Annotated in this window: 16 protein-coding genes; 6 read left to right on the top strand and 10 right to left on the bottom strand. The window is 70.1% G+C overall.

Features of this window, described 5'->3' with window-relative positions; genetic code table 11:
- Nucleotides 1-47: 47 nt before the first annotated feature.
- The 4 genes from GA0116996_RS19050 to GA0116996_RS19065 form a co-directional block, all read right to left on the bottom strand.
- The gene (locus GA0116996_RS19050; RefSeq protein ID WP_092314761.1) at nucleotides 48-1,082 is read right to left on the bottom strand and encodes a putative 2-aminoethylphosphonate ABC transporter substrate-binding protein; all 1,035 of its coding nucleotides are present in this window, start codon (nucleotides 1,080-1,082) and stop codon (nucleotides 48-50) included.
- A gap of 62 nt (nucleotides 1,083-1,144) precedes the next feature.
- Entirely contained in the window at nucleotides 1,145-2,872 is a 1,728-nt protein-coding gene (locus tag GA0116996_RS19055) for a putative 2-aminoethylphosphonate ABC transporter permease subunit (RefSeq protein ID WP_092314763.1), read from the bottom strand.
- On the bottom strand, nucleotides 2,869-3,972 hold the full coding sequence (locus tag GA0116996_RS19060) for a putative 2-aminoethylphosphonate ABC transporter ATP-binding protein (protein WP_092315108.1): 1,104 nt from the start codon (nucleotides 3,970-3,972) through the stop codon (nucleotides 2,869-2,871). Before GA0116996_RS19060 ends, GA0116996_RS19055 begins: the two co-directional genes overlap by 4 nt.
- Nucleotides 3,973-4,104: 132 nt before the next feature.
- The gene (locus GA0116996_RS19065; RefSeq protein WP_092314765.1) at nucleotides 4,105-7,308 is read right to left on the bottom strand and encodes a bifunctional diguanylate cyclase/phosphodiesterase; all 3,204 of its coding nucleotides are present in this window, start codon (nucleotides 7,306-7,308) and stop codon (nucleotides 4,105-4,107) included.
- A gap of 259 nt (nucleotides 7,309-7,567) precedes the next feature.
- On the opposite strand from GA0116996_RS19065, the gene GA0116996_RS19070 reads away from it, so the two are divergent.
- Nucleotides 7,568-9,583 (top strand): sensor domain-containing diguanylate cyclase, encoded by a 2,016-nt coding sequence (locus tag GA0116996_RS19070; RefSeq protein WP_092314767.1) that lies wholly within the window; start codon nucleotides 7,568-7,570, stop codon nucleotides 9,581-9,583.
- Here GA0116996_RS19070 and GA0116996_RS19075 read toward each other — a convergent pair.
- Entirely contained in the window at nucleotides 9,577-9,951 is a 375-nt protein-coding gene (locus tag GA0116996_RS19075) for a hypothetical protein (protein ID WP_092314769.1), read from the bottom strand. The two genes, GA0116996_RS19070 and GA0116996_RS19075, sit on opposite strands and share 7 nt — an antisense overlap.
- Nucleotides 9,952-10,273: 322 nt before the next feature.
- On the opposite strand from GA0116996_RS19075, the gene GA0116996_RS19080 reads away from it, so the two are divergent.
- A complete protein-coding gene (locus GA0116996_RS19080) occupies nucleotides 10,274-10,624 on the top strand; it encodes a four-helix bundle copper-binding protein (protein ID WP_012354956.1) in 351 nt (116 codons plus the stop codon).
- Between the two features lie 11 nt (nucleotides 10,625-10,635).
- On the opposite strand, the gene GA0116996_RS19085 is transcribed toward GA0116996_RS19080, so the two are convergent.
- On the bottom strand, nucleotides 10,636-11,523 hold the full coding sequence (locus GA0116996_RS19085) for a LysR family transcriptional regulator (protein WP_092314771.1): 888 nt from the start codon (nucleotides 11,521-11,523) through the stop codon (nucleotides 10,636-10,638).
- A 139-nt stretch (nucleotides 11,524-11,662) separates the two neighbouring features.
- On the opposite strand from GA0116996_RS19085, the gene fumC reads away from it, so the two are divergent.
- Nucleotides 11,663-13,069, top strand: a complete 1,407-nt coding sequence (fumC, locus tag GA0116996_RS19090) for a class II fumarate hydratase (protein ID WP_092314773.1) — start codon at nucleotides 11,663-11,665, stop codon at nucleotides 13,067-13,069.
- Nucleotides 13,070-13,132: 63 nt separating this feature from the next.
- On the opposite strand, the gene GA0116996_RS19095 is transcribed toward fumC, so the two are convergent.
- On the bottom strand, nucleotides 13,133-13,903 hold the full coding sequence (locus GA0116996_RS19095) for a ferredoxin--NADP reductase (protein ID WP_092314775.1): 771 nt from the start codon (nucleotides 13,901-13,903) through the stop codon (nucleotides 13,133-13,135).
- A gap of 258 nt (nucleotides 13,904-14,161) precedes the next feature.
- On the opposite strand from GA0116996_RS19095, the gene GA0116996_RS19100 reads away from it, so the two are divergent.
- Nucleotides 14,162-14,911, top strand: a complete 750-nt coding sequence (locus GA0116996_RS19100) for an SDR family oxidoreductase (protein WP_092314777.1) — start codon at nucleotides 14,162-14,164, stop codon at nucleotides 14,909-14,911.
- Nucleotides 14,912-14,927: 16 nt separating this feature from the next.
- On the opposite strand, the gene GA0116996_RS19105 is transcribed toward GA0116996_RS19100, so the two are convergent.
- On the bottom strand, nucleotides 14,928-15,269 hold the full coding sequence (locus tag GA0116996_RS19105; protein WP_092314779.1) for a hypothetical protein: 342 nt from the start codon (nucleotides 15,267-15,269) through the stop codon (nucleotides 14,928-14,930).
- 284 nt (nucleotides 15,270-15,553) lie between these two features.
- Between GA0116996_RS19105 and GA0116996_RS19110 the strand changes: the two genes are divergently transcribed.
- Both GA0116996_RS19110 and GA0116996_RS19115 read left to right on the top strand, forming a co-directional pair.
- Complete coding sequence (locus tag GA0116996_RS19110) at nucleotides 15,554-16,477, top strand: LysR family transcriptional regulator (protein ID WP_092314781.1); 924 nt, start codon at nucleotides 15,554-15,556, stop codon at nucleotides 16,475-16,477.
- Between the two features lie 83 nt (nucleotides 16,478-16,560).
- On the top strand, nucleotides 16,561-17,034 hold the full coding sequence (locus tag GA0116996_RS19115) for an aminoacyl-tRNA deacylase (RefSeq protein ID WP_012354949.1): 474 nt from the start codon (nucleotides 16,561-16,563) through the stop codon (nucleotides 17,032-17,034).
- 61 nt (nucleotides 17,035-17,095) lie between these two features.
- On the opposite strand, the gene eutC is transcribed toward GA0116996_RS19115, so the two are convergent.
- Together eutC and GA0116996_RS19125 are read right to left on the bottom strand one after the other, a co-directional pair.
- Nucleotides 17,096-17,914 carry an ethanolamine ammonia-lyase subunit EutC gene (gene eutC, locus GA0116996_RS19120; protein WP_092314783.1) on the bottom strand — a complete coding sequence of 273 codons (819 nt, stop codon included), beginning with the start codon at nucleotides 17,912-17,914 and terminating at the stop codon, nucleotides 17,096-17,098.
- A 9-nt stretch (nucleotides 17,915-17,923) separates the two neighbouring features.
- Nucleotides 17,924-19,306: an ethanolamine ammonia-lyase subunit EutB gene (locus GA0116996_RS19125; RefSeq protein ID WP_092314785.1), complete on the bottom strand. Its 1,383-nt coding sequence runs from the start codon at nucleotides 19,304-19,306 to the stop codon at nucleotides 17,924-17,926.
- Nucleotides 19,307-19,474 lie beyond the last annotated feature (168 nt).

The raw sequence follows: 19,474 nt of genomic DNA on the forward strand, positions 1-19,474 counted from the left end.
CGTTTCTGCGGGCCGCTGTTGTCGCCGCGGCGCCCGGCCCGACGGCCTTATTTCTTCTCCGCCTTCCCTTCGTAGCGCTTGCTCCATTCGGCCAGGATGCGGTCGCGGTTATCGCTGGCCCAGCGGAAGTCGTTCTTGATCAGGCGCTTCTCGTAATCCGCCGGCAGCAGCGCGTCGGGCTTGGCGATGCCGGGCACGGCCAGCACCGCGAAGTTCTTTTCATACAGCGCCATCGCCTCGCGCGACGCCGAGAAGTCGGCCAGCTTGCGCGCCGCATCGAGATGTTTCGTGCCCTTGACGATGGCGGTCGCCTCGATGTCCCAGCCCAGGCCTTCGCTGGGCAGCACGATATCGATCGGCGCGCCTTCCTTCTTCGACTTCATGGCGCGGTACTCGAACGCGATGCCGATCGGGAATTCGCCCTGCGCGGCCATCTTGCAAGGCTTGGAACCCGAGTGCGTGTACAGGCCGATGTTCTTGTGCAGGGCATCCATGTACTGCCAGCCCTTCTGCTCGCCCATCATCTGCAGCCATGCGCTGACGTCGAGGAAGCCCGTGCCGGACGAGGCCGGATGCGGCATCACCACCTTGCCGGCATAGACGGGCTTGGTCAGGTCGGCCCACGAAGTGGGCTTGGGCAGGCCCTGCTTCTGCGCCTCGACCGTGTTGAAGCAGATCGCCGCGCCCCACACGTTCATGCCGACCCATGCCGGCGGGTTGGCCGGGCTGCGGTACTTGGCGTCGATCGCGGCCAGGTTCTTCGGCGCGTACGGGTCGAGCATGCCTTCCTTGTCCAGGATCGCCAGGCTGGAGCCGGCCAGGCCCCACACCGCGTCGGCGCGCGGCGCGGCCTTTTCCGCCAGCAGCTTGGCGGTGACGATGCCGGTGGAATCGCGCACCCACTTGATCTCGATATCGGGATGCACCTTCTCGAACGCGGCCTTGTAGGCGGCGATCTGGTCGGCTTCGAGCGCGGTGTAGACCGTCAGCACGGTGGCAGCGGCGGCGTGGCCGGCCAGCAGCGGCAGCGTGGCGGCGGCCACGGTTGCAATGGCCGCGGAAAGGCGGGTGATGCGGGACATGGTTTCTCCTTTGGAATCGGTCAGTGTGTTGCCCAGTGCAGCGGGATGACAAAACGGAAGGCTCAGCCGGCGCGCCAGCGCTGCGCGCGGCGCAGCCAGCCGGCCGAGAGCGCGTGCAGCAACAGCGCGGCCAGCACGGCGGTCAGCAGGATCAGCGTCGACATCGCCGCGGCGGGCGCGGTATCGCCGGCATCGTCCATGTTCAGCACCGAGATCGCGGCCAGCACGGTGTCGGGGCTGTACAGGAAGATCACCGCCGAGACCGTCGTCATCGACGACACGAACAGGTAGCGGAAGATGTCGAGCAGCGCCGGCAGGCACACCGGCACGGTCACGCGCCAGCACGTCAGCAGCGGCGCCACGCCCAGCGACAGTGCGGCGGCCTCGAACTCGTGGTCGAGCTGGCGCAAGGCAGCGGCCGCGGTCAGGTGGCCGGTGGTGTAGCAGTGCGCGACATTGCACAGCACCAGCAGCGCCATGGTCCCGTACAGCGCGTGCAGCGGATTGCCGGGCGCGTTGAAGAAAAACACATAGCCCAGCCCCAGCACCAGGCCCGGCACCGCCATCGGCAGCAGGAAGCCCGCGCGCAGCACGCCATGCAGCCAGGCGGGTCCGCGCGTGCGCAGCGTCAGCCAGGCGCCGAGGAAGATCGCCACGGTGCCGGCCAGCGCGGTCAGTACGGACAGCTTCAGGCTGTTGCGATAGGCCAGCCAGCCGCCGCCATCCATGTTGTCGAAATCATAGTGCGCCAGCGTCAGGCTCAGGTTGTACGGCCACAGCCTGACCAGCGACGCCCCCACCGCGGTGACGACCACCGCCAGCAGCGCGGCGCTGACGGCCAGCACCAGCAGCAGGCAGGCGCTGTCGCGGCCGCGCTCGGGCGCCGGCACATACACCTGCGCGCGGCTGCCCAGCTGCGTGCGCTGGCGCCGCTGCAGCGCCATGTCGACGGCAAAGGTCAGCAGCGCGGGGGCCAGCAGCAGCATGCCGATCAGCGCGCCGCGGTCGAACTGCTGCTGCCCCACCACGGCCTTGTACGCCTCGAGCGCCAGCACCGGGTAGCCGCCGCCCACCACCTTGGGCACGCCAAAGTCCGTGATCACCAGCGTCAGCACCAGGCAGGCCGCGGCGAACAGGCCTTGGCGCGCGCCCGGCAGCGTCACGGTGCGGAACGTGCGCCACGGGCCGGCGCCCATGGCGCGCGCCGCTTCATAGAGGCGCGCATCGGCCAGCGACAGCGTCGCCACCAACACCATCAGCGCATGCGGGAAGGTGTAGAAGGCCTCGCCCAGCACGATGCCCCAGAAGCCGTAGATGCCACCCGGGCCGAAGGCGTCGCGGAAGATGCCCTGGTTGCCGAACAGGTAGACCAGCGCGATCGCCGGCAGCAGCGACGGCGCGAACAGCGGCAGCAGCGCAATGCCGCGCCACAGCGGCCGCAGCGCGATGCAGGAGCGCTGCAGCGCGTAGGCAAAGCCGAACGCCAGCGGCACCACCAGCGCCACCACCGTCAGCGACACCGCCACGCTGCGCCCCAGCATCGGCAGGAAGTTGGGGCCGGATACCAGCGCGGCCATGCGCGCGCCCAGCACCCACTGGCCCGCGCCATCGAACCAGGCCTGGCGGAACAGCGCCAGCAACGGCAGCAGCAGGCCCACGGCAAGACCGGCCAGCCACAGCCACTTCATCGCCGCGGGCGCGCCGTGCGCCAGCCGCGCGGCCAGGCCGGTGCCGCGCTGCCGGGACGCCGGTGCCTGCGCCGGCAGCAAGGCGGTGGCGGCGCGCATCATGCGAACACCCGCAGCGCCGGCGCCGGCAAGGCAATCCAGAACTTGTGGCCGCCCGCCTCCGGCAGCCGGTGGCGCGCCTCGCGCGCCACGTCGGCAAACAGCGTCAGGCCGGGCAGGCGGTCGGCTTGCAGGGCCAGACGGTAGCGGTTGCCCAGATAGGTCTGGTCGACCACGCGTGCCAGCAGCCGGTTGGGCTCGGCGGGGTCCGGGTCCAGCCGCACCGCCTCCGGGCGGCAGCATAGCCGGCCGGCGCCAGCCAGCGGCTGCGGCGCGTCGACCTGCAACTCCACCGCCTGGCTGCCTTCGCCAATCGTGAAGCGCCCGGCCGGCGCGCTGTGCCCGGGCAGCCAGTTGGCCTGCCCGACAAAGCCGGCGACAAAGGCCGACGCCGGCTGCTCGTAGATCTCTGCGGGCGTGCCCGCCTGCACGATGCGCCCGCCATCCATCACGGCGATGCGGTCGGCCATGGTCATGGCCTCTTCCTGGTCGTGGGTGACCATCACGGTAGTGATGTTCAGGCGGCGCTGCAGCTGGCGCAGCTCCACCCGCAGATGCTCGCGCACGCGTGCGTCGAGCGCCGACATCGGCTCATCCAGCAACAGCAGCGACGGCGCCGGCGCCAGCGCGCGGGCCATCGCCACGCGCTGCTGCTGGCCGCCCGAGAGTTGTCCCGGGAACTTGCGCTCGCTGCCGGCCAGGCCGACCAGGTCGAGCATCTCGGCCACGCGCGCGTCGCGGTGCGTGCGGCCCATGCCGCGCCCGTGCAGGCCGTAGGCGACGTTCTGCGCCACGGTCAGGTTGGGGAACAGCGCGTAGGACTGGAACAGGATGCCGTAGTCGCGCGCCTGCGGCGGCAGGCCGGTCAGCTCGCGCGCGCCGGCGTGGATGCGGCCGGCGTCCTCGCGCTCCAGGCCGGCGATGATGCGCAGCAGCGTGGTCTTGCCGCAGCCGGACGGGCCCAGCAGGCACAGCAGCTCGCCCTGCCCGACCGACAGCGACACGCCGTCCAGCGCGAGGAAGCCGCCGGGGCCGCCAAAGCGCTTGCTGACCTGCTCCACGGCCAGGAACGCCCTGCCCTGCGTTGGCTTGCCTGCCTGCATCACCGAATCTCCCTGCATCTCGCTCGAATTGGCCGCCAGCATAGGCAGCGCAGATGCCAGCCATATGGCAGATCGGCAAAGTATTTCGATGGAGGTATCGGGGGATTTGGGATGCGGCGCGCGCCGCGCGAGTCAGGCCTGTTGCGGGGTGGAGGCGGGGGACATGCAGTCTGTGTCCGGCACCGGCAGCGGCTTGCGCAGCACATCGCGCAGCGCCTGCTGCGGCACGCCCTGGCTGAACAGGAAGCCCTGCAGCCCGTCGCATCCCTGCGCGCGCAGGAAGGCAAACTGCGCGGCCGTCTCCACCCCTTCGGCGATCACCTTGAGATGCAGCTGGTGGCCGAGCGTGATGATGGCGGCGGCCACGGCCTGGTCGTGGCCCGGCGTGGCCACGCCGTCGACGAAGGACTTGTCGATCTTGAGCCGGCTGATCGGCAAGCGGGTCAGGTAGTTGAGCCCGGAATAGCCGGTGCCGAAATCGTCGATCGACAGCCCCACGCCCAGCTCGCGCAGGCGGCGGAAGGTTTCGATGGTGGTCTCGCCGCCATCGACCAGGACGCCTTCGGTGACTTCGATCACCAGCCCCTGCGGCGGCAGGCCCGCCTGCTGCAGGCAGCGCGCCACGGTATCGGGGAAGCTGGCCTGGCGCAGTTGCAGCGGCGAGATATTGACCGCCACCTCGAGCTCGCGGCCCAGTTCCTCGCGCAAGGCCTGGATCTCGCGGCAGGCGGTGGCCAGGGCCCATTCGCCCAGTGGCACCACCAGGCCGCTCTGCTCGGCAATGGGAATGAACTCGGCCGGCTGCATCACGCCGCGCTCCGCGGTCTCCCACGTGATCAGCGCCTCGACCCCGGGAATGGTCAGCGTGGCGGTATCGACGATCGGTTGATAGCGCAGCCGGAATTCGTCGCCGGCCAGCGCGCGCCGCAGCAGGCCTTCGATGGTGAAGCGCGTCAGCGAGGCCTCGGCCATGGCGCTGGCAAAGCGGCACAGGCGTGCGCGCCCACCCTGCTTGGCGGCGTAGACGGCGGAGTCGGCGGATTTGAGCAGTTCGGTCAGCGTGTCGCCGTCGTCGGGGAACACCGCCATGCCGATCGATGGCGTCACGCGCAGCCGCTGGCCGCCGGCCAGCAGCTCTTCATTGACGCGTGCCTGGATCTTGGCGGCGATCAGTTCGGCTTCGCTGTCGTGGCGCAGGCCGCCCAGCACCACGCCGAACTCGTCGCCGCCCATGCGCGCGACCAGGTCGCCCTGGCGCACCGTGCCCTTGATGCGGTCGGCCATGGTGCGCAGCACGTCGTCGCCCACCGGGTGGCCGAGCGAATCGTTGATGCGCTTGAAGTGGTCCAGGTCGAGCAGCAGCAGCGCCACGCGCTCGCCGCGGGTGCGCGCGTGCAGCAGCAAGGCCTGGGCGCGCTCGCTCAGCTCGGCGCGGTTGGGCAGGCCGGTGAGCGGATCGTGCAGTGCCAGGTGGCGGATGTACTCGTCCACGCGCAGGCGCTCGGTCAGGTCATAGCCGATCGCCTGGTAGCCGGGCGACGGCATGGCGCCTGAATTCACTGGCGACGCGGGCGCCGGCAACGCGGACACCGCCAGCCGCACCGGCATGCGCGAACCGCCCTTGCGCACCCAGGTCCATTCGCGTTCATCGGTCAGCCCCAGCCGCGGCTTGGCCAGCAGCGCGGGCAGTCCCGGCGGCACCGGCGCACCCAGCTCGGCGCTGAGCGCGCGTGCGTGGTCGGCCAGTTCAGTGGCGACATGCAGGCCGGTGATGGGCATGTGGCCGACCAGCTCGGCGCTGCTGTACCACAGCATGCGCTGGCCGGCCGCGTTGATGCCGGTGATCAGGCCATGCTCGTCGAAGGTGATGACGCAGAAGGCGGCGTGGTCTAGCAGGCCGGCATAGCGCGCGGCCTGCACCGCGGCGGCGTCCTGCGCGCGCCGCTCGGGCGCGAGGTCGGTGACCGCCCACAGCCAGTGCGGCGCGGCGCCGTCGCCCGCGGGCAGGGGCGCGACGCTGACGCGCAGCGCAAAGCTGTCGCCGTCGGCACGCACGCCCGCCAGTTCGCGGTGGATCGCGGAACCCGCCGCGGTGTCGGCAGGCACCACGCCGGTGGCACCGGGAATCAGCGCGTCCAACCTGCGTCCGGCCAGGCGCCTGGCATCGGTGCCCAGCAATTGCCCGGCGCGCTCGCTGGCGCGCACCACCACGCCCTGGGCGTCGGTCACGACGAAGCCATCGGCGGATTGCGCCAGACAGGCCTGCAGCATGGCGCTGTCGTCTTCCCTGGCGTCCATGGCCCGCGCCTCGCGCAGGCGCGCGGCGCGGCCCTGGCGCGCCAGCGCATGGGTCAGCCACGCCAGCAGCAATGTCGCCAGCGCCCCCGCGGCCGGGACCAGGAAAGCGGGCCGGGGCCCATGCGCGGCTTCGAAGGCGGGACGGGTCGCGGCGCGCAGCGTCCAGCTGCGGCCGCCATAGTGGAACTGGCGCTCGCCGCGCAGCAGCGGGGCGCTGCCGTCTTCGCGCAGTTCGCCTTCGGTGGGGCCGCCCGACAGCCGGGCGCCGTTGGGGCCGCCCTCGTGCAACGACAGTTCGAGCTCGTTCGACGCCGAGGCCCCGACCGCGCGCATCAGGTCGCCCAGCCGCAATGACAGGTAAACGTAGCCCAGCACGGCCTCGCGCCGCTGCGCCACCGTGCTGAGCGGAGCACCGCCGCCATAGACCGGCAGGAATACCAGCGCGCCGCGCTGGCGCGCCACGGTCTCGGGCTCGCCGAGCGGATCCAGGCCGGCGCTCAGGCGCGGCTCGCCGCTGTCGCGCGCGGCCTCGAGCGCGGCCCGGCGGGTGGGCTCGGAGAGCATGTCGAAACCCGCGACGCGCATGCTGCGCCCGTCCAGCGGATCGATGTAGAGGATGGGCGCGTACAGCTCGCGCGCGCCGGCGGGATAGATGGTGTAATCGGCGAGGCCGTCGGCGCGGGCAGTCTGCACCAGCCGCGGTGCCTGTTGCGGCGTGGCGAGCGGCGCGTAGCCAATGGCCTGGGTGCCGGCCGGCAGGTCGTCGCGCTGCGCGGTATAGAGGTAGTTGCGCCATTGCGCGCGCGAGGTGCCGGGATTGGCCGTCATCACCGCGGCCACGCCGCGCAGCAGCCGCTCGTTTTCCAGCATGCGCTCGCGCAGCGCGCTGCCGGCCTGCGTCAGCAGCGCATCGAAGTGCTGCTGGGCGGCGCGGCGCTCGAGCCGGTCGGCCTGCCGCCAGGCCCCCGCCGTCAGCATCGCGCCGCCGGCGGCGACCAGCAATGACAACAGGGCGGGAGAAAGCGAAGTCAGTCTCATGGTCGGTGGGTTCGGGCATGCGGCAGGGGCACCGCCCCTGCGCAGGCATGCCGCCACGCGGCCAGCCCTCGCCTTAGCGGGGGACTATACCGTGGCGCAGGCAGCGCGCACAGCCCCGCCGCGGCATGGCGCCGGCAGCGGGGAAATGCCGGATGCCCCACTGCGGCGGGGTATGCTAGGGTTATACCCGAGACTCGACCTGCAGTTTGCGACAAGCCTGCGATCACCTCGCCCGCCTTGCGCCCCCACTGCACCCGACATGCACGTCTACACGCCCACGCTGAAAGCGCGCATTGCGATCATCACCACCGTGCTGGCCGCGGTGTTCGGTACCGGCATCGTGCTGATCGCCCTGTATGACGCGCACAGCGATCTGCACGATGCGCTCGAGGGCCAGCAGGACTCCGTGGTCAAGCTGACCGCCAACCAGCTGGACACGGCCATGAACGATCGTATCCAGCTGCTGGCGCACCAGGCCGGCCAGCTCGACGGCCTGATGGCGCAGGCGCACGGCGCGCACGCTGCTGCGGCGCGGCAGCGCGCGCTGCAGGCGCTGTCCGCCGCGATCCCGGTGCCGGCGGCGTTCAACGCGCTGCTGGTCGCCGACCGGCACGGCAATGTTCTCAGCGACCAGGGCGCCGGCGCCGAAGTAAGCGACCGCGCCTACTTCCGCGAGGCGGCGCGCACGCTGGCCCCGGTGGTATCGCCGCCGATCCGCTCGCGCACCAGCGGCCAGATGGGCGTGCTGGTGGCGGTGCCGGTGCTGTCGCCGCAGCGCGGTTTCCTGGGCCTGGTGGGCGGGTGGCTGGACTTGTCCAGCGCCAACTTCCTGGTCGACATCCTGCACAACCGGCTCGGCACCACCGGCTACTACTGCCTGGTCTCGGCCGGCCGCGAGCCGGTCTACGTGCGCCATCCCGATCCCGCCCAGGCGCGCCAGCCGGCACGGCCCGTGGCCGACACCTGCGGCGAGGACGACAGCCCCGCGCCGATGGAATTCCTCACCCCGGCACGGCCGGTGATTGCGCGCCACCTGATGTCCAGCACCGGCTGGGAACTGGTGGCATTGCTGCCGGCGCGCGAGGCCTACGCCCCGCTGCGCCAGATGCAGCAGCGCTTCCTCGGCATGGCGGGGGTGGCGATGGCAGGCGTGGCGCTGCTGATCTGGCTGGCGGTGCGGCGCCAGCTGACGCCGCTGTCGCGCCTGCACCGGGTGGTGCTGGCCAGCGCCAACGACTTGTCGGCGTTCGAGCGGCTGCCCACGCGCCAGCAGCGCGACGAGATCGGCGACCTGACCCGCGCTTTCATCAAGCTGATGCGCGACGTGCGCGAGCGCCGCCAGGCGCTGGACCGCAGCGAACGGCGGCTGCGCGCCGTGACCGACACGCTGCCATCGCTGCTGGCCTTCGTCGATACCGAAGCGCGCTATGTGTTCAACAACCTCGCCTACGAGCGGGTGTTCGGCCTGAAGCCGGAAGAGCTGCGCGGCAAGCCGATGCGCGAGGTGCTCGGCGAAGCCCGTTTCGCGCGCGTGCGGCCGTTTCTGGAACGCGCGCTGGCCGGCAGCGCGGTGACCTTCGAAACCGAGGACGAGAGCCCCGACTACCACTGCATGGAAACCAGCCTGCGCCCGGAATGGAGCGTCGACGGCAGCGAAGTCGTGGGCGTGCATGTCCACGTGCAGGACATCACGCAGCGCAAGCTCGAAACGCAGCGCCTGGCGCGCATATCGCGCACCGACCACCTGACCCAGCTGCTCAACCGCAGCGCCTTCGAAGGCCAGCTGCACGCGGCCATGGCGCGCAGCCGCGAGCACGGCACGCTGATGGCGCTGCTGTATCTCGACATGGACCGCTTCAAGGCCGTCAACGATATCCACGGCCACGCCGCCGGCGACCTGCTGCTGCAGGACTTCGCGCAGCGCGTGCGCCACTGCGTGCGCGACAGCGATACCGTGGCCAGGCTGGGCGGCGACGAGTTCGCCGTGGTGCTGGAAGACCTGCCGCAGCCCGCCGCCGCGCGCCGCGTGGCCCAGGCGATCCTGCAGGCAATGGATCTCCCTTTCAGCTTCGAAGGCGTGCAGGCCGACGTCGATGTCAGCATCGGCGTGGCGCTGTACCGCGGCGGCCCCGCGCAGGACCACGAGCTGATGCGGCTCGCGGACGTGCTGCTATACCGCGCCAAGGGCGCCGGCCGCGGCCGCTACGAGATCGGCCCGCCCGAACTGGCGGACGAACCCATCCCGCAGCACGCGGGGCCTTCCTCGGCTCAGTGAAGCGTGCCCGCGGGCTTGTCCGGCATCGCGCCTTCCGCGCCCTCGGGCTCGAACGGCACGTGGCGGCCGTCGCTGGACTGGTAGCCAAGCTGGGCGTCGGCGCCGAGCATCTTCTCCCAGGCGATCATGGCCTGGGCGACGGCCTCGGGCGCGCCCTTGAATACCACCACGTCGTTGCCGCAGTTCGGGCATTCGCCGCCGAACACCGCGTCGATGCCGGGCAGGCCCGGCACGTCGAGCGCGTCGAACTGCGCGAAGGCGGTCTTGCAGTGCCCGCACACCAGTTGGGCGGGGCGCAAGGCCTCGATCTTTGCGCGTGCCTGTGCCGCACGCTCCTCGGGGGTTCCCCGCCGTTTTGCCTCGCCCATGATGTCTTTCCTTCCCCGTGCTGCCGGTGTGTGTTTGCAGCGGCCGGCCGTTCTGGCCGGTGCCGTGCCTGTTAGATGCGCAATGCGGGCCGGTGGTGCCCCGGACCGTGGCGCAGGTGACGGCCGCGATGCCTGCGTGCCGGCGCCTGCCTGCCGCGCCTACCCGGCATTGTAACCAGCGCGGCGCTGCAAATACCGGGCCGACAGGAAGCTGCAGCGCCTGCTATTGTGGATAACGATGCCCCGTGCGGGCGCGGATGCGCCGCCTGCCGCACCGCGGGCATGCCGGTTCCATCCACCTACCCCCGAAGGAGGACGTTCCATGATCCGACCCACCGTGCAGGAAAACGCCGCCCGCTACGCCGACTGCATTGCCGCCTGCAATGCCGCGGCGGCTGCCGCCCTCAAGTGCGCGGCCGCGTGCCTGGAAGAACAGGACGTGCGCAAGATGGCGCGCTGCATTGCGCTGGACATGGATTGCGCCGGCATCGCCCAGCTCGCCGCGTCCTACATGCTGCGCAACAGCGAGTTCGCGCCGCTGGTGTGCGAGGACTGCGCCGAGGTCTGCAAGTGGTGCAAGGAGGAATGCGAGCGCCATGATGCCGAGCACTGCCAGGAATGCGCGCGCGCCTGCGCCGTCTGCATGGAGCAGTGCCTGAAGATGACGGCGTAGCGCCAGCGGACTCAGTCGGCCGCGCCGCTCGCCTGCTCCGGCGGCGCGTCCGCCAGCGCGACGAAGGCATCGATCAGCCGCGCGCCGCGCCGCTCGCGCAGGCAGTACAGGTATTCGTGCAGGCACGGCGCGGCATCGGTGAAGCCCAGCACGCGCAGGTCAGGATGGCTGGGCACCTCGTGCCGGGCGATCACCGAAACGCCCAGGTTGCGGATCACCGCTTCGCGGATCGATTCGCGGCTGCCGATTTCCATCTGCGCGGCGGGGCTGACGCGCGCCTGCGCCAGCATGTCTTCGGTGGCGATGCGCGTGGTCGACCCCAGTTCGCGCATCAGCAGCCGGCAGCCTGCCAGCGCGCTCACCGGCACTTCCGTATGCCCGGCCAGCGCATGGGTGCGGTGCACCACCAGCATCAGCGGATCCACCCCCAGCAGCATGCGTGACAGGCGCGCATCGTCGACGCGCTGCGACGAGGTGGCGAGGTCGACGCGGTATTCCTGCAGCGCCTCCAGCACCTCCTGCGAGTTGCCGGTGACCACGCTCACGTCGATCGCCGGAAAACGCTCGCTGAAGCGGCGGATCAGTTCCAGCACGTAATAAGGGGCGGTGGCCCCAACGCGCAGGCTGCCGGTGCGCAGGTCGCCCGAATGGCGCAGGAAGAAGTCGATCTCGGTTTCCTGCTGCACCAGCGCCTCGACCCGCGGCAGCAGCGCCAGCCCGGCGTCGGACAGCGCCAGCCGGCGCCCGCCGCGATGGAACAGCTCGACCCCGTAGGCCTCTTCCAGCGCGCGGATCTGCGCTGTGATAGTGGGCTGCGACAGGCCCAGGCGCTTGGCCGCCTGCGTGACGCTGCCGATGCGGGCCACCATGAAGAAGGATTTGAGCTGGGCGATGAGCATGCGGCGGGAAGAGGTCGCGAACGCCGGCAACCCGGCAAGACGGCGGAGCGCAGGCACCCGCCATGGCGAAGCGGTATTCTAATGGACCGCACCACGCCCCCCGGCCCAGCCGTCCGCCGCCTTGCCAAGGAGCCAGCCCATGCCAGACCCGTCCACCGCCGCCACCCGCATCGAAAAAGACAGCCTGGGCGACGTGCCCGTGCCCGCCGACCATCTGTGGGGAGCGCAGACCGAACGCTCGCGCCAGAACTTCCGCATCGGCACCGAGAAGATGCCGCCCGCGCTGATCGAGGCCTTTGCCATCCTGAAGCTGTGCGCGGCCCGCGCCAACGGCGAACTGGGCGTGCTCCGGCCCGAACTGGCGCATGCCATCGAGCAGGCCGCCGACGAGGTCATCGAGGGCCGCTGGCCCGACGAGTTCCCGCTGTCGGTCTGGCAGACCGGCTCCGGCACGCAGACCAACATGAACCTGAACGAGGTCATCGCCAACCGCGCCATCCAGTTGCTGGGCGGCGAGGTCGGCAGCAAGACCCCGGTCCATCCCAACGACCACGTCAACGCCAGCCAGTCGTCCAACGACAGCTTCCCGACCGCGATGCACATCGCCGCCACGCGGGCGATCCAGCAGCAGCTGCTGCCCGCGCTGGAGCAGTTGCAGCAGACCTTCGCGCGCAAGGTCGAAGCCTTTGCCGATATCGTCAAGGTCGGCCGCACCCACCTGCAGGACGCGGTGCCGCTGACGCTGGGGCAGGAGTTCTCCGGCTACATGGCGCAGGTGGCCGATGCGCAGTCGCGCCTGCAGCAGGCCATGCTGCGCGCGATGCCGGTGGCGCAGGGCGGCACCGCGGTGGGCACCGGCCTGAACGCGCCGCACGGCTTTGCCGCCGCCTTTGCGCGCGCGCTGGCCGACTACACCGGCCTGCCGTTCGAGCCCGCGCCCAACCGCTATGCGCTGCAGGCCGCGCACGACGCGCTGGCCGACCTGTCGGGCGCGCTCAACACCACCGCATCGTCATTCCTGAAGATCGCACGCGACTTCATGCTGCTGGGGTCCGGGCCGCGCGCCGGCTTTGCCGAACTGGTGCTGCCGGCCAACGAGCCGGGCTCGTCGATCATGCCGGGCAAGGTCAACCCGACCCAGGCCGAGGCGCTGGCGATGGTGTGCTGCCGCGTGATCGGCAACCACACCACGGTGACGCTGGCGAACGGACTCGGCACGCTGGAGCTGAACGCCTACAAGCCGGTGATCATCTACAGCCTGCTGCAGTCGGTGAGCCTGCTGGCGGGCGCGGCTTCGAGCTTTGCCGAGCATATGGTCGAGGGGGTCGAGGCCGACCGCGAGCGCATCGCCGAACTGCTGGAGCGCTCGCTGATGCCGGTGACCGCGCTCAATCCGCATATCGGCTACGACCGCGCGGCGGAAATCGCCAAGCTCGCGGTCAAGCGCAACCTGTCGCTGCGCGAGGCGGCGATCGCATCGGGGCATGTCACCGAGGCGCAGTTTGCCGAGTGGATCGACCTGAAGGGAATGACGCGCGAGGTGTAGCGCGCGCGGGGATACAACCAAGGCGCCCGGCGCGGAACCGATCCGCGCCGGGGCGGGCCGGACTCAGCCGACGAAGGCCTTTTCCAGCACGAAATGGCCGGGGTGGCTCATATTGCCTTCGGCAAAGCCGCGCGCTTCCAGGATGGCGCGCACGTCCTTCAGCATATCCGGGCTGCCGCACAGCATGATGCGGTCGTTCTCGGTCGAGAACGGCGCCATGTCCAGGCGCTCGAACAGCTCGCCCGAGGCAATCAGGTCGGTGATGCGGCCGCGGTTGTCGAACTCTTCGCGCGTCACGGTCGGGAAGTACACCAGCTTCTCGCGCACCAGGTCGCCCAGGTGCTCGTGCTGCGGCAGGTGTTCCTGGATCAGCTCGCGGTAGGCCAGCTCTTCGACGAAGCGGCAGGTGTGGGTCAGCACGACCCTGTCGTAGCGCTCGTAGACCTCCGGGTCGCGGATGATCGACAGGAACGGCGCCAGGCCGGTGCCGGTCGCCAGCAGCCACAGGGTCTTGCCGGGCAGCAGGTTGTCCACCAGCAGCGTGCCGGTGGGCTTCTTGCCGACATAGATCTGGTCGCCTTCGCGCAGGTGCTGGAGGCGCGAAGTCAGCGGGCCGTCGGGCACCTTGATGCTGAAGAATTCCAGCGTCTCTTCATAGTTGGCGCTGGCAATGCTGTAGGCGCGCAGCAGCGGGCGGCCATTCACTTCCAGGCCGACCATGGCGAACTGGCCGTTTTCAAAGCGGAAACCAGGGTCGCGCGTGCAGGTGAAGCTGAAAAGGGTGTCGGTCCAGTGATGGACGGAAAGGATGGATTGCTGGTTCAGATTGCTCATGGCAAGACGCGGAATGCAGCGCAACGGCGCGCCAAAAAACGGCTGGGAAGGAAGCGATCTTAACGCAAGCCCCGGCTCGGCGCAGGCGGAGCCTGCAACGCCAGCAAGGGATTAGCGCCAATCCGGCGCGGGTGAGGCGAAGTCATCACGTCGGAGATTGTTGATTGGTTTTGTCTAATCCTTTATTTCAGCGGCCATTTATCCAGCGATCGCCAACATCCATCATGCAGTCATTCCCAACCCGACCAGGAAACTGCCATGACCGCCCTTCCCGCTACCTCCCGCCGTGCCGCGCTCGTCACCGGCGCCTCCCGCGGCATTGGCCGCGCCATCGCCTTGCGGCTGGCCGCCGACGGCTTCGACGTGGCCATCGGCTATGCCGGCAACGCCGCCCGCGCCGAAGAAACCGTGGCGGCGGCACGCGCGGCCGGCGCCAACGCGATCGCCGTCCAGGGCGACGTGGCGCAGGCGCCCGACGTGGCGCGCCTGTTCGATGCCGCGCAACAGGCCTTCGGCCGGCTCGACGTGGTGGTCAACAGCGCCGGCATCATGACGCTGAAGCCGGTTGCGCCTGCCAGCGTCGACGCCTTCGACCAGACCATCGCCACCAACCTGCGCGGCGCCTTCCTGGTGCTGGGCGAGGCCGCGGCGCGGCTGGGCCAGGGCGGACGCATCATCGCGCTGTCGACCAGCGTGATTGCGCGCGCCTTCCCCGGCTACGGGCCGTACATCGCGGCCAAGGCCGGCGTCGAAGGGCTGGTGCGGGTGCTGGCCAACGAGCTGCGCGGCCGCGGCATCACCGTCAACGCGGTGGCACCGGGGCCGGTCGCGACCGACCTGTTCTTCGAGGGCAAGTCAGAGGAGCAGGTGGCGCAGCTGGCGAAACTGGCGCCGCTGGAACGCCTCGGCACGCCGGACGACATCGCCGCGGCGGTGGCCTTCCTGGCGGGGCCGGACGGTGCGTGGGTCAATGCGCAGGTACTGCGCGCCAATGGCGGCTATGCCTGAAGCCGACGTCCCGGCTTCAGCCGCCGGGGGTGAGCGCGCCGGACAGTTCGCAGCGCTGGCGCGCCAGCGCTTCGCGCGAATAGCCGTGACGCACGCGCAGCTGGTGCTCGACGGCGTCGGCCTGGTCCAGGCACGCGAACACCAGGTCGTCCTTGACGCGTTGTGACACGCCCTTCAGGCGCGGCGCCTCATACGCGACCTGGCGCGCGCGGCAGCGCAGGAACAGCAGGGTTTCCTGGGAGGCGATGATGAGCTGGTCATGCTCGATCCGCTTGCATTCGACCAGATCCTGGGCGGAGGCGCTGGCGCCGGCAAAGAACAAAGGCAGGCACAGCCATCGGCGCAACGAGCGGTGCATGGCAAACGGGGGCGCAGAAGGCCAGTTGAGGGTCCGGCTCGAATCATTGCCCAGACCCGCGCACAGTGCAAGCCGCACGGCACGCAATAACGCATTGCGGGCCGGCGCCGGACGGTGCCAGTGCGGCTTTGATGTCCCGCGAGCGGAACAGTTGGCAGTACCGCCTGCCGACTTTGTCGCCCCTGCCCGCCGCTTGTATCGCAACTGCGGCATACCCGGGCTGGCTGCGCCGGCATGGCAATATACGGGGGCTGTGACCGCTCCCGTCTTCCTCTGACCACCCCATGGACCTGAACGCCCTGCGCCTGTTCGTCGACATCGTCGACGCCGGCAACCTGAGCGCGGCCGCGCGCAAGCTTAAGATGACGCGCGCCAATGTCAGCTACCGGCTCAAGGCGCTGGAAGAAGAGCTGGGCGTGCAACTGCTGCGCCGGACCACGCGCCACGTCGAGCCGACGCCCGTCGGTGCCGGGCTGTACGAGCACGGCCGCAATATCCTGGGCGAGGTCGCGGCGGCCAATGCGCTGATCAGCAACATGGGCAAGAGCCTGCAGGGCCATGTGCGGCTGTCGGTGCCCACCGGGCTGGGCCATTCGCTGCTGTCGCCGCTGCTGGTGCGGTTTAAGCAGCGCTATCCGGACATCACGCTGGATGTCGTGTTCGACAACCGCGTGCACAACCTGGTGTCCGAGGACGTGGAGGTGGCGCTGCGCATCATCTCGACGCCGCCGGATTCGGTCGTCGCCACCGAGATCGGCGCGGTCGACTGGATTGTCTGCGCCGCGCCCGCGTACCTTGCCGGCCACCCGGCGCCGCAGGCACTGGCCGGGCTGCAGGCGCATGCGATCGTGTGCGCGTCGCCGGTGGGGCAGAAGCTCAAGGCATCGGGCTCGCGCGCAGGCGGCAACGATGACGAGGTGCGCGAACAAGTGGTGCTCGAGCCCACGCTCAGCTCGGAGAATTTCGCCTTCCTGAAAGAGGCGGTGCTGGCCGGCCTGGGCGTCGGCATCTTTCCGATCTACGCGATCGGCGGGGAACTGGACAGCGGCGCGCTGGTGCCGCTGCTGTCCGACTACCGCATCAGCGTGTTCGGCAGCAAGCTCTACATGCTGACCATGCCCAACCGCTACCAGACCCTGGCCACACGCTACCTGCTGAATTTCCTGAAAACCGAGCTGCAGGCGGTGTGGCCGCGGCTGCACCGCTAACCGCAGCCCATTGTCATGGCGCCGGCGCACTATATTAGGAGCACAAGGATAACCGTCGGCGCATCCGGAACCTAGGAGCAACCATGGCCCTGGCTAGCACGCTCGCAAACTGCCTGAGCAGCAAGAACACCCGCTACGACATCATCCGCCACCCCTACACCCTGAGCAGCATGGCCACGGCAGAGGCCGCGCACGTGCCCGGGGACCGGCTGGCCAAGACGCTGTTGCTGGAGGATGAACGCGGCTACGTTGCCGCTGTGATCCCTTCGAGCCATCACCTGCAGATGGCCGCCATCTGTGAACAGACCGGGCGCAACCTGGTACTGGCGCACGAGGACGAGATCCGCGAGATATTCAAGGATTGCGACCTCGGCGCGATTCCGCCGGTGGCAATGGCATACGGCATGCAGACCTATGTGGACGACAGCCTGATGCAGCAGCCCGAAGTGTATTTCGAGGGCGGCGACCACCAGGACCTGGTGCACATGAGTGGCGACCAGTTCAAGCAACTGATGTCGGACGCCGGGCACGGGCAGTTCTCGCGCCGCATGATGTAAGCGGTGCGACGGCAACGGCCACCACGCGGGTTGCGGCCCGCGTGGTGGCCGTTTGCTGTTTTCAGCGCAGCTGTGGCGGTGGCCCGGCGCCGCCCGCGGGCAACGCGGGCGCGCTGTCGTCCTTCAGGTCCACGCCGGAGCGCCCGAGCGCCGCCGCGCCGCGCAGCAGGAACACCAGCCGCTCGGCGGCCTGCGCATAGGACAGCCCTTCCGGGCGCACGTTGGAGATGCAGTTGCGCTCGGCATCGGTGCGGCCGACGCGCGGCGCATGGGTCAGGTAGATGCCGAGGCTGTCGGGCGAACTCAGCCCGGGCCGCTCGCCGATCAGCATCACCACCTGGCGCGCGCCCAGGCGCTCGCCGATCTCGTCGCCCAGCGCCACGCGCGACTGCTCGGCCACCACCACGGGACCGATCTGCCAGCCCTGCGGCAGGCGCTGGCGCGCCGCCTGGAGCAGCGGCAGCGCATGGCGCTGCGTGGCCAGCGCCGACAGGCCATCGGCAATCACGAACACCACATCCGGCGCCTGCCGCGGCCGCGTCGCATCCAGCCGCGCGCGGCTGGCTTCGTCGAGACGACGGCCCAGGTCGGGGCGCCGCAGGTAGTGCTCGCGGTCCGGCGCCGCGCTGTGCACCGCCGCGTGCGCAAGCCCGGCCGCATCCAGCGCCGCGGTGACCGCGCCCACCTCCAGCGCCAGGTGCACCGCATCGCGCGCCTGCGCGTGGGCCAAGCCGAAGGCCAGCACCGCGTCGGTGGGCTGGCTGTGGCCGGTGCGGCCCAGCGCGATGCGCGCGCGCGTAAAGCGGCGCAGCCGTTGCCACGGGTCGGCTTCGGCCGCGGCGGGATCCGGCATGGCGGGAGCCTGGCGTTTGGCGGTCATCGCGGCTCCTTACAAGCTGTGGGCCATCTGCAGCAGCGGCTGGCGCGCGGCGGGCTCCAGCAGCCGGCCGGCGCCGTCGGCAATGCCCATGTGCTGCAGCCAGGCCTCGAATTCCGGCGCCGGGCGCAGCCCCAGCACTTCGCGCAGGTACAGCGCGTCGTGGAACGAGGTGCTCTGGTAGTTCAGCATGATGTCGTCGGCGCCCGGCACGCCCATGATGAAGTTGATGCCGGCCACGCCGAACAGCGTCAGCAGCGTATCCATGTCGTCCTGGTCGGCCTCGGCATGGTTGGTGTAGCAGACGTCGCAGCCCATCGGCACGCCCATCAGCTTGCCGCAGAAGTGGTCTTCCAGCCCGGCGCGGATGATCTGCTTGCCGTCGTACAGGTACTCCGGCCCGATAAAGCCGACCACGGTATTGACCAGCAGCGGCGAGAACGCGCGCGCCACCGCATAGGCGCGCGCCTCCATGGTCTGCTGGTCGACGCCATGGTGCGCGTCGGCCGACAGCGCGCTGCCCTGTCCGGTTTCGAAATACATCAGGTTGTCGCCCACGGTGCCGCGCGCCAGTGCCTGCGCCGCGTCGTGCGCCTCGGCCAGCAGCGACAGGCTGATGCCGAAGGCGGCATTGGCGCGCTCGCTGCCGGCCACGGACTGGAACACCAGGTCCACCGGCGCGCCCTGGCCGATCGCGCGCAGCGTGTTGGTGACGTGGGTCAGCACGCAGGACTGCGTGGGGATGTCGAAGCGGCTGCGCAGCTCATCGATCATGCGCAGCAGCGAGACGATCGCGCCGAGGTTGTCCGAGGCCGGATTGACCCCGATGGTGGCATCGCCGCAGCCATAGAGCAGCCCGTCGATGATCGAGGCGGCGATGCCCTTGGGATCGTCGGTGGGGTGGTTGGGCTGCAGCCGCACCGCCAGCCGGCCCGGCAGCCCCACCGTGCTGCGAAAACGCGTGACCACCTGGCACTTGCGCGCCACCGCGACCAGGTCCTGGTTGCGCATCAGCTTGCTGACCGCCGCCGCCATCTCCGGCGTGATGCCGGGCGCCACCCGCGCCAGCATGGCGCTGTCGGTCTCGTGGCGCAGCAGCCAGTTGCGCAGGTCGCCCACGGTGGTGGCATCGATCGCGGCAAAGGCGGCGGCGTCGTGGCGGTCGTGGATCAGGCGCGTGACCTCGTCGTCTTCATAAGGCACCAGCGCCTCGTTGAGGAAGCGCGTCAGCGGCACCTCGGCCAGCGCCAGCCGTGCCGCCATCCGCTCCTGTTCGCTTTGCGCGGCAAGGCCCGCGAGCGCGTCGCCGGAGCGCGCCGGGCTGGCCCTGGCCAGCAGCGTGCGCAGGTCGGCAAAGACGTGGCGGTGGGTGTCGATGGTATGGGTGTAGGCCATGCGTTGCGTTCCTGTACCTGGCGACAATCGAAAACAGCGCGGCGAACGGCTGGCCGTGCACGATTCCCCCTAATATAGACACCCTTTGCGTGTGCCGATATGCCAACATCCGCGCCAGCTCGCGGCGGCACGGGCGCCTGACGCAGCCATTACATCTGGATCGGCGAG

Origin of the sequence: Cupriavidus alkaliphilus (assembly GCF_900094595.1) — a bacterium.
Lineage (GTDB): Bacteria > Pseudomonadota > Gammaproteobacteria > Burkholderiales > Burkholderiaceae > Cupriavidus > Cupriavidus alkaliphilus.

Bases quoted from the DNA above. Each gene is read 5' to 3' on its own strand.
- GA0116996_RS19100 (WP_092314777.1), top strand. From the start codon at position 14,162: ATGACCGCCCTTCCCGCTACCTCCCGCCGTGCCGCGCTCGTCACCGGC.
- GA0116996_RS19055 (WP_092314763.1), bottom strand. From the start codon at position 2,872: ATGATGCGCGCCGCCACCGCCTTGCTGCCGGCGCAGGCACCGGCGTCC.
- GA0116996_RS19115 (WP_012354949.1), top strand. From the start codon at position 16,561: ATGGCCCTGGCTAGCACGCTCGCAAACTGCCTGAGCAGCAAGAACACC.
- GA0116996_RS19125 (WP_092314785.1), bottom strand. From the start codon at position 19,306: ATGGCCTACACCCATACCATCGACACCCACCGCCACGTCTTTGCCGAC.
- GA0116996_RS19075 (WP_092314769.1), bottom strand. From the start codon at position 9,951: ATGGGCGAGGCAAAACGGCGGGGAACCCCCGAGGAGCGTGCGGCACAG.
- GA0116996_RS19060 (WP_092315108.1), bottom strand. From the start codon at position 3,972: ATGCAGGCAGGCAAGCCAACGCAGGGCAGGGCGTTCCTGGCCGTGGAG.
- GA0116996_RS19050 (WP_092314761.1), bottom strand. From the start codon at position 1,082: ATGTCCCGCATCACCCGCCTTTCCGCGGCCATTGCAACCGTGGCCGCC.
- GA0116996_RS19110 (WP_092314781.1), top strand. From the start codon at position 15,554: ATGGACCTGAACGCCCTGCGCCTGTTCGTCGACATCGTCGACGCCGGC.
- GA0116996_RS19065 (WP_092314765.1), bottom strand. From the start codon at position 7,308: ATGAGACTGACTTCGCTTTCTCCCGCCCTGTTGTCATTGCTGGTCGCC.
- GA0116996_RS19105 (WP_092314779.1), bottom strand. From the start codon at position 15,269: ATGCACCGCTCGTTGCGCCGATGGCTGTGCCTGCCTTTGTTCTTTGCC.
- GA0116996_RS19095 (WP_092314775.1), bottom strand. From the start codon at position 13,903: ATGAGCAATCTGAACCAGCAATCCATCCTTTCCGTCCATCACTGGACC.
- fumC (WP_092314773.1), top strand. From the start codon at position 11,663: ATGCCAGACCCGTCCACCGCCGCCACCCGCATCGAAAAAGACAGCCTG.
- GA0116996_RS19085 (WP_092314771.1), bottom strand. From the start codon at position 11,523: ATGCTCATCGCCCAGCTCAAATCCTTCTTCATGGTGGCCCGCATCGGC.
- eutC (WP_092314783.1), bottom strand. From the start codon at position 17,914: ATGACCGCCAAACGCCAGGCTCCCGCCATGCCGGATCCCGCCGCGGCC.
- GA0116996_RS19070 (WP_092314767.1), top strand. From the start codon at position 7,568: ATGCACGTCTACACGCCCACGCTGAAAGCGCGCATTGCGATCATCACC.
- GA0116996_RS19080 (WP_012354956.1), top strand. From the start codon at position 10,274: ATGATCCGACCCACCGTGCAGGAAAACGCCGCCCGCTACGCCGACTGC.